At 32.4% G+C, this 14805-nt stretch carries 12 protein-coding genes; 8 read left to right on the forward strand and 4 right to left on the reverse strand.

All coding sequences use genetic code 11. The features are described from left to right. The first annotated feature begins 53 nt into the window (after positions 1-53). Positions 54-1376 carry a dicarboxylate/amino acid:cation symporter gene (locus tag Z053_RS0104085; protein WP_025663763.1) on the forward strand — a complete coding sequence of 441 codons (1323 nt, stop codon included), beginning with the start codon at positions 54-56 and terminating at the stop codon, positions 1374-1376. A 29-nt stretch (positions 1377-1405) separates the two neighbouring features. Here the strand turns inward: Z053_RS0104085 and Z053_RS0104090 are convergent, their stop codons facing one another. Further along, positions 1406-2287, reverse strand: a complete 882-nt coding sequence (locus Z053_RS0104090; protein ID WP_025663764.1) for a LysR family transcriptional regulator — start codon at positions 2285-2287, stop codon at positions 1406-1408. A 259-nt stretch (positions 2288-2546) separates the two neighbouring features. Here Z053_RS0104090 and Z053_RS0104095 point away from each other — a divergent pair, with 259 nt between their 5' ends. Further along, positions 2547-3989 carry a pyridoxal phosphate-dependent decarboxylase family protein gene (locus Z053_RS0104095; RefSeq protein ID WP_025663765.1) on the forward strand — a complete coding sequence of 481 codons (1443 nt, stop codon included), beginning with the start codon at positions 2547-2549 and terminating at the stop codon, positions 3987-3989. A 116-nt stretch (positions 3990-4105) separates the two neighbouring features. Further along, positions 4106-4519, forward strand: a complete 414-nt coding sequence (locus tag Z053_RS0104100; protein ID WP_025663766.1) for a hypothetical protein — start codon at positions 4106-4108, stop codon at positions 4517-4519. 485 nt (positions 4520-5004) lie between these two features. Here the strand turns inward: Z053_RS0104100 and Z053_RS0104110 are convergent, their stop codons facing one another. The 3 genes from Z053_RS0104110 to gcvT form a co-directional block, all read right to left on the reverse strand. Next, entirely contained in the window at positions 5005-5418 is a 414-nt protein-coding gene (locus tag Z053_RS0104110; protein ID WP_035094933.1) for a thiol-disulfide oxidoreductase DCC family protein, read from the reverse strand. A 57-nt stretch (positions 5419-5475) separates the two neighbouring features. Beyond that, positions 5476-6291, reverse strand: a complete 816-nt coding sequence (locus tag Z053_RS0104115; RefSeq protein WP_025663769.1) for a sugar nucleotide-binding protein — start codon at positions 6289-6291, stop codon at positions 5476-5478. Between the two features lie 83 nt (positions 6292-6374). Beyond that, positions 6375-7457, reverse strand: a complete 1083-nt coding sequence (gcvT, locus tag Z053_RS0104120; RefSeq protein ID WP_025663770.1) for a glycine cleavage system aminomethyltransferase GcvT — start codon at positions 7455-7457, stop codon at positions 6375-6377. Between the two features lie 223 nt (positions 7458-7680). Here gcvT and Z053_RS0104125 point away from each other — a divergent pair, with 223 nt between their 5' ends. The 5 genes from Z053_RS0104125 to Z053_RS0104145 all read left to right on the forward strand — a co-directional run bounded on the left by Z053_RS0104125 (position 7681) and on the right by Z053_RS0104145 (position 14793). After that, a complete protein-coding gene (locus Z053_RS0104125) occupies positions 7681-8094 on the forward strand; it encodes a hypothetical protein (protein ID WP_025663771.1) in 414 nt (137 codons plus the stop codon). Positions 8095-8288: 194 nt separating this feature from the next. After that, positions 8289-8861, forward strand: coding sequence for an RNA polymerase sigma-70 factor (locus Z053_RS0104130; protein ID WP_025663772.1), 573 nt, complete (start codon positions 8289-8291; stop codon positions 8859-8861). 67 nt (positions 8862-8928) lie between these two features. Then, the gene (locus Z053_RS0104135) at positions 8929-9903 is read left to right on the forward strand and encodes a FecR family protein (protein ID WP_025663773.1); all 975 of its coding nucleotides are present in this window, start codon (positions 8929-8931) and stop codon (positions 9901-9903) included. Between the two features lie 92 nt (positions 9904-9995). After that, a complete protein-coding gene (locus tag Z053_RS0104140) occupies positions 9996-13367 on the forward strand; it encodes a TonB-dependent receptor (RefSeq protein WP_081748209.1) in 3372 nt (1123 codons plus the stop codon). A gap of 10 nt (positions 13368-13377) precedes the next feature. Beyond that, positions 13378-14793: a RagB/SusD family nutrient uptake outer membrane protein gene (locus tag Z053_RS0104145; RefSeq protein ID WP_025663775.1), complete on the forward strand. Its 1416-nt coding sequence runs from the start codon at positions 13378-13380 to the stop codon at positions 14791-14793. The last annotated feature ends 12 nt before the right edge of the window (positions 14794-14805 follow it).

Raw genomic sequence — 14805 nt, forward strand, 5'->3', positions numbered from 1 at the left:
ATTTTAAATTTATATATTGGACGCTGTTTTGGCTTAAAAATTAAATTCTTCACATGAAAAAAATCGCACTGCATTGGAAAATTATGATCGGAATGATATTAGGTATATTATTCGGGTTTTTAATGACAACATTTTCATGGGGAAAGGAATTTACAGGAGATTGGATAGCACCTTTGGGAACCATATTTGTAAATCTACTGAAACTAATTGCAGTTCCGTTAATTTTAGCCTCTTTGATCAAAGGAATCTCTGATCTAAAAGATATTTCTAAATTTAAACTGATAGGAGGAAGAACTATCGTTATTTATATCTTAACTACGGTTATTGCAATAGCCATTGGTTTATTATTAGTAAATACTTTTAAACCAGGAAATGGGATTACTCCCGAAACTATAGAGAAACTAACTACAGAATATGCTGGTAACGCTAAAATATCAGAACGTATAGCTGAAGCAAGTAGACAAAAAGAAAGTGGTCCTTTGCAATTTATTGTTGATATGGTTCCTCAAAATGCTTTTAAAGCAATGAGTGATAACAAGATGATGTTGCAGGTGATATTCTTTGCAATTTTTCTTGGTATCAGTATGTTATTGATAAAACCTACACAGTCAGAACCTCTTAAAAAATTCTTTGATAGCTTAAATGATGTAGTGTTAAAGATGGTTGATTTGATTATGCTTACTGCACCATATGCTGTTTTTGCATTATTAGCTAATGTAGTGGTTACTTCTGATGATCCTGATATATTGTTAGCTTTATTAAAATATGCTGGTGTTGTAATATTCGGACTAGCGTTAATGATTGTGTTCTATTGTACATTGGTTGCTGTTATTACCAAGAAATCTCCATTATGGTTTTTAAAAGAAATCAGTCCTGCACAACTATTAGCGTTTTCAACAAGTTCTAGTGCAGCTACGCTTCCTGTTACTATGGAAAGAGTAGAAGAGCATATTGGTGTGGATAAAGAAGTATCTAGTTTCGTATTACCAGTTGGTGCCACGATCAATATGGATGGTACTAGTTTATATCAGGCAGTAGCTTCAGTATTTATTATGCAAGTGCTTTGGCCAGAAGGATTAACTTTTAGTAATCAAATTACTATTGTACTAACTGCTTTATTGGCTTCAATAGGATCGGCAGCTGTTCCCGGAGCAGGAATGGTGATGTTAGTTATTGTATTAGAAGCAATTGGTTTCCCTTCGGATAAATTACCAATAGGTTTGGCACTAATCTTTGCAGTAGACAGGCCTTTAGACATGTTAAGAACAACGGTTAATGTTACTGGAGATGCTACGGTATCTATGATTGTAGCAAAGTCAGTTGGAAAATTAGGAGAACCCAATGTAAAAGAATGGGACGATGATTATCAAGGGTAGATTAGACTAAACCTAATCAATTATTTTATTTAACTAACAGCCCAGTTTTTAAGTAATTCAAATAATAGTGGGTATTCTGTCTCTCTTTCGGGATTCCACATCATAGTTAGTTGTGCCTTCTGTTTTATATCTTTTAATTCAATAATTTTTATAGGAAATTCATGCCCCTGTAATGAAGATACAGGCTCGAAAGAAATTCCCAATCCAGCTTCGACTAGCCTGAAACTAGTACTTGCAGAATCTGTTTCATGAACAATTTTTGGAGCAAACCCGGCATCAATACAGATAGACTCTAGAATATGCACATAATTTGGACCATCCGCTACAGATGGAAATATAAATTCCTCATTAGAAAAAATAGAAAAATCGGTATAATTATGTTCATCAACAGGGTGATCTTCGGGGAGTAGTATTAAAAAATTATCAATACGAAGCACTTTACTTTTCAAATTAAAAGGAACCATCGGGTTTGTAGCAAAACCAATATCTAATTCGTTTTGTTGTAATGCCAAATATTGATCACGGTTATTCATTTCTTTTAAAACTGCTTTTATACCAGGTATTTGATAATTAATTGTCTTTAAAATCTCGGGTAGGATGGTTTGCATTATAGAATGTGTAAACCCTATATTAATTTCTCCGGCATGTCCATTATGAATATTAATAGTTTGCTTTTTTAATCTTTCTAATTGAGCAAGTTGTTTTTTTACTTCTTTTACAAAATGTTGCCCAGCAGGAGTAAGTTTTACGTTACGTTTATCTCTTATGAATAAAATAGCTCCAATCTGTTCTTCTAACTGCTTAATTTGCCTGCTTAAAGCCGGTTGAACAATGTTTAGTTCTTCTGCTGCTCTTGTAAAATTTAATTTCTCTGATAATACAACTACACTTTTTATTTGCTGAAGAGTCATTTATTACTTTTTGTTATTAGTTTATCAAAATTAAGTATTTTTTATTATAAATATAGATAACTAATTTTGGAGTGTTTAAATGTTTGTTTAATCCATTGCGCATATTGGAGAATTACTGATCAGAACTTGTCAGCCTGCTATTCTGGTAGATTGTCTTAATATAGTTGATACTTTAATTGCTTGTTTTACAGGCTGACTTTTTCTGAATTGTTAATTTTTTTTATATGTGCTATTAAAAGACCTAATTCTAATACGAAACATGCAGAATACAATACCAAAAACAGATATATTAGAAAAAGCTTACGATCCTTCAGATTTCAGAAAGATGGGGCATCAAGTTATTGATTTACTAGCAGATCACTTAGAAAAGGTTCAGACCGATCGAGAACACCCTGTACTACCTTTTCGCAATCCAGAAGAGGAACTATCCTACTGGAAACAAGATTTTGCATCAGATTCGGGAATACTAGATGTATTTAAAAACATTTTAGATCACTCGGTTCAGGTACATCACCCAAGATATATTGGTCATCAAGTTGCAGTTCCTGCATTGGTTTCAACTTTGGCAGGACTGATGTCTGATTTATTAAGTAATGGTACTGGTGTATATGAAATGGGAATGGCGGCTAATGCAATTGAAAAGATCGTTACTGATTTTGTAGCGCAAAGAATTGGATATACTGCAGAAACTTCTGGTTTTCTTACTTCTGGAGGTACTTTGGCTAATCTTACTGCACTATTAGCAGCACGTAAAGCTAAAGCTCCATCTGCTGTTTGGGAACAGGGGCATCAAGAAAAATTGGCGGTTATGGTTTCTGAAGAAGCACATTATTGTATTGATAGAGCAGCCAGAATTCTTGGTTTAGGAAGTGAAGGAATTATTAAAGTACCAGTAGATATAGATTTTAAAATAGATACAAGTGTGTTAGATACGTATTTGGATAAAGCTAAATCTGATGGGTTTCATGTGATTGCACTTATCGGTTGTGCATGTTCTACAGCCACAGGATCATATGATGATTTAGAAGCATTAGCTGATTTTGCAGAACTAAATAACTTGTGGTTTCACATTGATGGAGCACATGGTGGAGGAGTGGTATTCTCAAAAAAATATCAACATCTAACCAATGGAATATCTCGTGCTGATTCTGTAGTTATAGATTTTCATAAAATGTTAATGACTCCAGCTTTAAACACAGCGTTAATTTTTAAGAAAGGAGAAAATGCATATCAGACATTTGCTCAAAAAGCTCAATATCTTTGGGATTCTCAGCATACCAAAGAATGGTACAATTCGGGGAAACGAACATTTGAATGTACAAAATTAATGATGTCTATTAAGGTATATACCATCCTTAAGACATATGGAGAAGAAATATTCGAGAAGAATATTGATAAACTTTATGATCTGGGTTCGGTCTTTGCAAAAATGGTAAGAGAGCGATCTTCTTTCGAGTTAGCCCTAGAGCCTGAAGCAAATATTATTAATTTCAGATATATCAAAACCGATAATAAAGATCTTAATGCTCTTAATAATGCAATTCGCCAATGGTTAGTGAAATCTGGTAAATTTTATATTGTTCAAACAACAATAGGTGAGCATCGTTATTTAAGAACTACAATTATGAATCCATTAACTCAGAAAGATGACTTGGTAGCTCTTTTGGACGAAATTGAACACATTGCAGAAACTTTGATTTAGTTAGGGTTCTGATAAAATGATATGGTTGTATATTTTGATATTTAACATTTGTTAACGCAACGTATACTAAATGTAATTCATCTACTGTTATATAGTAGTAACCAAAAATAATAGAGATGAAACATTTTATTTATGTAGTATCCTTATTTGTCATAATAGGTTGTAGTGGAGATGATGATGATAACCCAGTTAATCCGCCTTCTAATCCATCTGGTTTAACAGGGATTTGGCATTTAGTAAATGTTACAGGAGGATTTTCAGGTATAAATGATGATTTTGAAAAAGGAGTCATAGTTTGGGACTTTGATGATACTAAAGAAAGAGTAGAAGTAACTAATAATAACGCAGCTAATTCTTCTACCGAGGATTTATTTCCAACAGGAATTTATACTTTTTCTATTGTTACCATAAATGGAAATAAAGAACTGATCGTTAACGAAAGAAACTTAGGTAATTTTGAAATTACAACTAATGAATTTATAGTTGACGAGCAGTTTAAAGATGGTTTTCGTTATACATTTCAACGTTAAAGATTAATTTGCTTGTTTTTTTGGGTATTTAACCTGGTAAAAGAATTGTTTTTCTGCTTTTTAGTTAGAAGAAATATTTAGTTTCCAGATCATAATACCGGTTTTTGATATTATACTTTTTGTTTCTCTTTTGATTTAGATAATGCTTCTTTTTAAAGTTGTTCGTTTATATTTTTAGCAGGGGAAAAACCCCCTAAGCATTCTTAGTTAAAATCCCCTTACGCTGTATCGTTCTTATCTATACATTTGAAGTATCACATAAACACTCATAAAGATGAAACGGCTTTTACTACCCATAGTGCTTATTACCTTCGCTGTAATATGTCTTAGTATTGTACATATTGATAATATTAATAAGTTAGATGCTCAATCAAATGAGCTTAGAAAAAAATATCAAACTGAACATACGGTAAAACATAGAACAAATGATTCTTCGGTTATTATACCGGAGACTAAATGAAGGAATGTAGATAATGATTCAATTACTATTGATCTATAAAAAGAGCGTTGAGTTCTGGGGTTGGAATCATACAACTTTCTTTTTTACCAAACCACTTATACCTGTTTTTGGCAATAATATCGTAAATCCAATCTCTAAAGAATTTAGGTAAAATAAGAAAAACAGAAAGTAGGGGATATATACCAGAGAGTTGTTTTGCAATATGTAGAGCAGCTGTTGATTTATAATAGTAAGCAATATCAGGGTCAATTAATAATATAGAGTCTAATTTTGTAGAATCAATATTTCTCTCTGCGATTAATCTTTTACCAATTTTACTTTGTAATGGAGCATAGCGAAATACATCATTTTTATCTCGTTTAATAGTAAATAAGACTGCAGTGTTGCATAAGTTGCAAACACCATCAAATAATATAATCTTTTTTCCATCTTCAATCATAGTACAAAGATAATTGGAATATGTATTATTAATAACCAATTATCAATATATTAAGAATTATTTCGCAATTACAGAATCAATAACCTGTTGTGTCGTAATTTGAAGATTTTTAGGAAGTTTATTATCTTTTGGTAAAACAGCAAGATAGCGGTCATTATTAGAATCATAGACTTGCTTGAAAACCGGTTCATCTAATTGCAAGGCATCACAAATTTCTTTAATTAGATCGAGATGATAAATAAGATCAGTACTTCCAAGGTGAAAAACTCCTTTCTTATTGCGATTAATGATATAATGTATTTGTTGTGTTAATTTAAATATCGAAGTTGCATTAATAATAACATTAGGAAAAACTTCTATAGGTGCTTTTAGATCATGAAGAGTTTTAAGCTCTTGCACTCTTGGAGTAGTAGAGCCAAAAACCATGGGTACTCGTGCTATTACATACTTATGAGTAGGTAATCGCATTAGTGCGTTTTCAATTTTGATTTTGAATCTGCCAAAAACACTATCACTAAGGGTTTTATCATATTCGTATGATGGGTAATTGCTAAAAGAATCAAATACATTAGCACTGGAGATAAAAACAAGTCGACATTTATGTTTTTGAATCCATTGTATGATACGTTGATGTGCGTCTAATTGTGAATTAAAGTTACCTCTAAGAGCAGTAATAATAATAGTAGGTTTAAGATTATCCAATAAAATAGAGATATCTTCCAGTTCCATATCATACTGAAAAAACTTTTGATTTTTTTCAAAAAAAGGATTATCTGTATGGTATGTACCGTAGGTGTCAAAATAGGAATTAAGCTCTTTATATAGCGCATTTCCTATAAAACCACTGGCTCCTATGATTAAAACTTTCTTCAATGTTAGTTATGTGTAAAAAAAATTAAGTTCCAAATATTACTGCTGTAACTTTGAAACTTAACTATACTATTTTTATTGTAAAACTACCCTTTGTAGAAAGGTAATTTTATTACTGTTGCAGGAATTGCATTTTTACGTACCTGGATATTGATTTTACTTCCCGGTTTTGCAAAAATCGAAGGAACATATCCAAGACCAATACCTTTTCCTAAAGAAGGAGACATAGTACCAGAAGTTACTATCCCAATACTATTTCCGTTTCCGTCTACAATATCATAATCATGACGAGGAATACCGCGTTCATCTAACTCAAAACCAATTAATTTTCGCTCTGCACCATGCTCTTTTTCTTTGGCTAAGGCTTCTGCATTAATAAAATCTTTTGAGAATTTAGTAACCCAACCTAACCCAGCTTCAATAGGAGAGGTGGTATCATTAATATCATTGCCATAAAGACAATATCCCATTTCTAATCTTAATGTATCTCTGGCAGCAAGACCAATAGGTTTAATACCATAATCTGCGCCAGCTTCTAATACTTTACTCCAAATTTGTTCTACTTCAGAATTTTTGCAGTAGATTTCAAAACCACCACTACCTGTATATCCTGTAGCAGAAATAATAACATGTTCGATCCCGGCAAAATCAGACACTTCAAAAGTGTAGAATTTCATTGCTTCAAGATCAACAGAAGTTAAAGATTGCATAGCTACCGCAGCTTTTGGCCCTTGAATAGCTAATAAAGAATACTCATCAGACAGGTCACGCATATCAGCATTCATTGTGTTGTGACTACTTATCCAATCCCAGTCTTTTTTGATATTAGATGCGTTGACCACCATAAGATATTTTTGATCAGCAATTCTATATACGATTAAATCATCTACAATTCCACCTTTATCATTTGGTAAGTAACTATATTGAGCTTTTCCATCTACTAACTTAGAAGCATCATTAGAAGTTACTTTTTGGATAAGATCTAATGCGTTAGGACCAGTAATAAGAAACTCTCCCATATGAGATACGTCAAAAACTCCAACACTTTTACGTACCGTTTCGTGTTCTATATTTACACCTTCATAAGATACAGGCATATTATAACCAGCAAAAGGAACCATTTTAGCTCCCAAGGCAGTATGAATTTCTGTCAAAGCAGTATTTTGCATAATAGATGATTTATGGTTATCAAATAGACGCCGAATGTAAAAAACTTTGTGTAGGTATCCAATGCTTTTTTGTATAATCCTAATAAATTATTGATTAGACATTATAACGAGGATTAAAAATTTGAAAAGATAAAAGGTACAAAATAATTCTAAGAGCATTTCTGTTCAGGGTATTTAGTAACTTTGAATAGTGTCATTAATGTATTGTAAACACATTTTAATTATGCCAACAGGATATTCGGGTACACCTCTAGCCAAAAAATTAGGGATTAAGGATGATGATATATTAATGCTTTATAAACAACCAAATTATTATTATAGCCTTTTTTCAGATATACCAAAAAGAATTAGAGAGGTACAGCAGCCAAAAAATGAAAGTGTAGATTTTATTCATATTTTTTGTACCACTTTTGCAGAATTAAAGGAAGTAGCAGTTATATATAAGGCGGCTTTAAAAAAGAACGGAATGTTATGGGTAAGCTGGCCAAAAGGAAGCTCAGTAATTCCTACAGATCTTAAAAGAGATCCTATAAGAAATTATCTAATTAGTATTGGGCTGGTTGATGTAAAAGTGGCTGCAATAGATAAGGATTGGAGTGGATTAAAATTTGTATACAGAATCAGGGACAGAAATTAACGAGGTAAAAATTTCTTAATATATCTATTTTTGAAGATTTTATACCCAAATAATAAACTAATAAAATCCTTGGATATATGTATATATATCAAGGGTTTGTAGTTTATTTTGTGATAATGAAATTTTTAGTGTTAATTATTTGTTGTAGTATCGTTAAAAAAAAATATTTACCTTTATCATGAATTATTGTACTAGTGAAAAAGGAATCACAAATAACACAAAGCTTTTTCATTAAGAATATAAATGAAGGAAATGAAGAAGCCTTCAAGATTCTTTTTGAACTTTATTATAGTAAGTTATTATATGTAGCTCGAAGCTATGTTTCTAATAAGGAAGAAGCAGAAGAGATAGTACAGGATGTATTTGTGAAAATCTGGAAAAACAAAAAAAATATTACTACTAATATTAATGGGTACCTGTTTAAGAGTACCAAAAATTCCTGCCTAGATTATTTACGATCCAAAAAATATAAGCTTAATAGCTCAAATAATATAGTACAACTTGAAGCTTTCATAAACCATAATGCACTTGCAGATAAGGATGCTTCTTCTATACTAGAGAAAGAATTAGAACAAAGAATACAGACAGGTATTGAATTACTTCCGAAGAAATGTAAAAAAGTTTTTGTTAAAAGCCGAATTGAAGGTTTAAAGAATAGAGAAATATCTGATGAATTAGATATTTCGATTAAAACTGTAGAGAATCATATGTCTAAGGCAATAAAACATATGAGGCTACATTTACGAGAATTCTTATCTTTTTTTTAAAAAAACCAAAATTTTATTGGGGGGTAATCCATATTTGTACGTCTGTATAAATATAAGATTGTAATTAATGCAAGAAAAAGACCTTATAAAGTTTATAAAGGGAGATGCTAATCCTGATGAAAAGAAAGTAGTAATCGAATGGATTAAAAAAGATAGTGAGCATCAAAAACAGTTCAATTTACTTAAGGCAGAATATGTTGCCTCTAATTTGGATTCACTAAGTAATATGGATGTTAATGCTCAGTACCAACGTTTTTCTTCAAAGAGAACTAAGAAGAAAAGATACTATTACACAGCTATTGCAGCATCGATAGTAGTCCCTTTTATGATGTGGTATATATTTACACCTTTTCCTAATAACAATTCGGTTGTTGATACTACAGAAATCCTTAATTCTAATACTAAGCATGTAGCTACGAGCCATGGAGGGTACAAAACAGTAGTGTTACCAGATGGTTCTACGATTGTATTAAATGCCAATAGTAGTCTTACTTATCCCAATACATTTACAGATAGTATTAGAAAAGTTACTTTGGTAGGAGAAGCATTTTTTGATATAAAGAGGGATGTAACCAAACCTTTTATAGTAACTACAGATCATATCAATATTAGAGTTTTGGGTACATCATTTAATGTGAAATCCTACCCAAAAGACGAAAAAATTGAAACTACATTGGTAACAGGAAAAGTTGAAGTTTTTCAACAACAAAAAGAAGAACCCATCGTTTTGGAACCATCGCAGAGGGCAATTTTTGATAAAGAAAAAAGTGATATTAAAGTGGATAGAGTGGATTCTAAAAATATAGTTGCCTGGCAAGAAGGTAAATTAATTTTTGACAAAACTCCATTAAAACAAGTTGTATTAGATCTAAACAGAAAATATAATGTAGAGTTTACAATTAAATCTGATTCACTTCTACAATACAAGTATACAGGAGAGTTTGATAACCTTACCCTAAAAGAGGTTTTAGAACTCATCAAAATGTCTTCACCAATTAATTATAAATATGTAAACAACAAAGTCATGCTCAATTCAGAATAATATAATAAATAGAGAAGAGGATGCGGTAACATCCTCTTCTGTTAATCATTTAATTAGACTCAGAATTAGAATAATTAAAATCACACAAAATTATGAAAAAAAACCTTTCCGGAGTTTTCTTATCCAGAAAACATCTTATAAGAATTATGAAAATTTATTCTTTACTTATATGTATTACCATTTCAAAACTATTTTCATTTAATACATATTCTCAAAATATATCAATCTCTCTTGAAGAGGTTACATTGCAAATGGCCATTGAGGAGATTGAACAAAAAAGCGAATTTCGTTTCTTTTATAATAACAATTTGGTCGATATTTCAAGAAAAGTATCTCTAGTAGCAACTAATGAACGAGTAAAAAAAGTGCTGTACGGGCTATTTGATAATACTAATATAAATTTCAAGATTTATAAAAATCAAATCGTTTTATTTCCAAGAAATGTAAAAACATCAGGATTAGCTCTTAGAAACCTATTAGATTATATAGAAGAAAAGTCAATAGAGCAAACCAATAAAAATACGATTGGTGATGAAACCAAAACACAGCAAAATTTTGTAAGCGGTACAATACAAAGCGAAGAAGGCTACCCTTTACCAGGAGTAAATGTAATTATTAAAGGAACAAACAAAGGAACATTAACAGATTTTGATGGTAATTATAAATTAGAAGTTAATCAAGGTGATGCTCTAGTGTTTTCTTATGTAGGTTTTGAAACGCAGGAAATTATAGTAACTAATACTATTATAGATGTAGTCTTAAAAGAAGATATTAGTAATCTAGAAGAAGTTATTGTAACTGGATATGGTGTTCAGCGAAAATCAAGACTTACAGGTTCTGCATTAAATATAGATGTAAAATCAATTACTGCCACACCTAGAGCAGCTATACAAGAGAGTATTCAAGGTAATATTGCTGGTGTACAGGTAACGGCTAGCAGTGGGCAACCCGGAGCATCTCCCAATGTGAGAATACGTGGAGTTGGATCATTTGAATCTGCATTTCCTCTATATGTTATTGATGGTTTTCAGACTACAAACTCTGCTGTGGTAACATCACTTAATCCAAATGATATTGAGGCAATGTCTATCCTAAAAGATGCTGCTGCTACTTCGATTTATGGTGTAAGAGGAGCTAATGGGGTAATCGTTATAAAAACCAAATCTGGGGTTTCTGGTAAGACTCAGGTTTCATATAGTGTACAATCTGGTTTGTCATCAGCGACTGTCGCAGAACGATTTAAACCATTAAACACCTCAGAATTACAAGAATTATTGGTAGAAGGAGTACAAAATGCAGGAATACGTGATAATGATGCTGATGCACTAACTTTTTTAACCGATAATGGATTTAATCCTAATGTAAATACAGATTGGTATGATGAACTTACCAGAGATGGATTATACCAACAGCATAATCTTTCTGTGAGAGGAGGAGGAGAAAACACAAAATTTTACCTTTCTGGTGGATATTTTAATCAAGAAGGAATTATTCTAAATTCGCAGTTAGAGCGAATGAATACTAGGTTAAAGATCGACCATAAATTTACAGATCGTTTAAAACTAGATGTTAATATCTCTTATAATAAATCAATTTCCAAAGAAAGACCAAGAGGTGGTACATTTGCTAATCCCGTACGTTCAATATACAGAATTCGACCAGATATATCTCCTTATAATGAAGACGGAACATTTAATTTTGGGTTTAATAGTACCCATAACCCAATTGCACAGGCGCAAGATGAGATACGAAAAGATATAGATCATAGAATACTGGCCGGTGCAGGATTATCATATGAAATTGCAAAAGGTCTATCTTTTGAATCTTTGATCAATATGAATCAAACCTTTCAGGACGAATTTATAAGATTGCCAGCTGGTTATGGAGATGGAAGACCTTTAGGTCGAGGAGAACAGGATTCTAATTTTTTGTTTTCCTGGTTGTTTAGAAACCTATTACGTTATAATCTGAATTGGAATAACAACAGTTTAACCGCATTCGGAGGGTACGAATTACAAAAAACCAGAAACAAATTTAGTGATCTTACAGTAGAAAATATTCCAGATGGTTTTGAAGATCTTAATAATGGTAGTACTCCAACCTTGGCTTCTACCAATAAAGCACAAAGTGGTTTAAACTCTGTATTTCTTAATGCAGAATACTCACAAAATGACAAATATTTGATAAGCGGTTCTGTACGACGTGATGGATCCTCAAGTTTTGGAGAAAATAATCAATTCGCAATATTTTGGTCAGCAGGCCTGGGATGGAATATAGCTAATGAGTCATTTATGGAGTCTGTTGGTTTTATAAACGACCTAAAATTAAGATCGAGTTATGGTGTAAATGGTAATGATCCTGAGACAGGAATATTTAACCTGTTCAGAGTTAATGATAGTGATGGTAATCCTGGTTTGATTTTTACATCAGTAGGGAATCCTGATATAAAATGGGAGTTAAATAAAGCTTTTAATGTAGGGTTAGATTATTCCTTATTAAATAATAGAATACAAGGTAGTGTTGATTGGTACACAAGAGAAACAACAGATCTATTAAGACAAAGACCTATTTCTGCAGCTAATGGAGATGGAGGAGAAGATGGGGGTGGAGGAAATAATATTGCAGAAAATATTGGATCGATGGAAAATACAGGGATAGAATTCGATATTACTTCTCGTAATGTAGTTTCGAATACTAATGGATTTACCTGGACAACAAATTTCAATTTTACAGCAAATAAAAATGAAGTTACCAAATTAAGTAGAGGCGGTGATCCTATAGTAGGCGGCACTAGTATTGTAGCAATAGGAGAAGATATAGAAACATTTTACCTGCCAAGATATGCAGGAGTAGATCCGGCAAACGGTAATGCCCTTTGGTATGTCGATGATACTAGAACCGAAGTAACTTCAAACTATAATAATGCAGAGCAAGTTATTATTGGTAATGCAACCCCCGATTTTTATGCAGGTCTTAGAAATTCTTTCTCATACAAAGGAATTACCCTGAATTTTCAATTATATACCGCCTGGGGAGGTTTAGTATATGATACATGGAATAGATTTACCAATAGTGATGGTTCTCGACGATTATCTTCTACTGGAAATGTGAGCCGTGGTACTTACGAACGAAGATGGCAAAAACCAGGAGATGTTACAGATATTCCTGCTTTTGTATACGGAAATGGCCAATCAGGAAGTTCTGCTTTGCGATCAAGTAGGTTTGTGTATGATGGAAGCTATGTGAGACTAAGAGAAGTAGCGCTTTCTTATGACCTTCCTTTAACTTCTATAGAAAGAATAGGGCTTTCTACGGCTCGAGTGTATGTAAAAGGAAATAATTTATACACTTTTATCAAAGATGATCGATTAGAACGAGATCCCGAAGCAGGATCAGACGGTAGATTAAATCAGGAAATACCTATTTCAAGTACATTGTTTTTAGGTTTAGATATCACATTTTAAACGAATTATCATGAAAAAATACATTTATATATTTATTGCCACAATACTCATCTTATCGTCGTGTGAGGATACTTTAGAACAACGCTTTTCTGATGCTGTCGAAGTAGAAAATGCTATTACAGATATTAATTCTTTGAAACTGGCTACTAGTGGAGCATATAGTTTCTTAGCAAATTCAGCTCTATATAACAGAACTTTTACGCTATTGCCCGAAATTATGTCGGATAATGCTTTTATTGATGCTTTTGACAACACAGGAAGGTATTTAGAATTTGATGATTATATAGTTACCTCGAATGATGCCCGAACTAACGAGGCATGGAATATTATGTCTCGGATAATTGCCACCACTTCAATTGTAATTCGTGAAGCCAAGAAATTATCTTTTCCAGAGACAGTACAAGAAGATGCAGATCAGTATATAGGAGAAATGTATGCATTGAGAGCACTGGCTTTTCATAATTTTCAGCTATTATTTGCTCAACCTTATAATTTTACTACAGATGCCTCTCATTTAGGGGTTCCAATACCAGATTTTGCACTGCTAGGTGATGGAGCAAACTTGCAAGAGCCTCCACGAAGTTCAACAGCAGCTGTTTATCAACAAATAATTAGTGATTTACAAGAAGCTATTAGTCTTATGCGTACAGAATCCAGGCCAACAAGGTTGGATATCAATGCTGCAAAAGCATTATTGGCGAGAGTATATTTACATCAAGAGAATTGGTCAGGAGCAAGAGATATGGCTACCGATGTTATTAATACCAGCGGTAAAAATTTACTAACAAGAGATAATTATATTACCGCTTGGGCAGAGGACTTTAATTCAGAAAGTTTATTTGTTGTTGCTAATAATGAAACCGATAATTCGGGATCAAATTCAATTAGCCATTTTTATCTTAATTATAAAGATGCATTTGCTACAGATAATTTTAAAAATAATTTATCTGATACAGATATTAGAAAAGAGTTGTATCCAGCAGATGGAGCAGTAAATTTGATACAAAAATTCCCTCGTAATGACACTCAGGATGATAATGTACATGTTTTACGACTTTCAGAGATGTATTTGATAAAAGCAGAAGCGCATGCACAATTAAATGAAGATTCAGACGCTCAGCAAGCATTAGATATTATTATTCATCGCGCATTAGAAGCACCCGTTCCTCCAGATACATTACCAGTATCGACAGAGACAGGGCAGGCATTGCTTGATAAAATTTTATTAGAAAGAAGAAAAGAACTGGCTTTTGAAGGGTTTAGGCTTTTTGACCTTACCAGGCATGGTGTTACTTTTAATAAATACAGACAAGATGGGGATCCAATCGAGATTAATGCACCTGCGAATAGAACGATTTTACCCATACCTATCGATGAAATCAATGTAAACCCTAGTATTGCTAATCAACAAAATCCAGGATACTAAAAACAAAACAAA

It is taken from the genome of Aquimarina megaterium XH134 (assembly GCF_000520975.1).
GTDB lineage: Bacteria > Bacteroidota > Bacteroidia > Flavobacteriales > Flavobacteriaceae > Aquimarina > Aquimarina megaterium.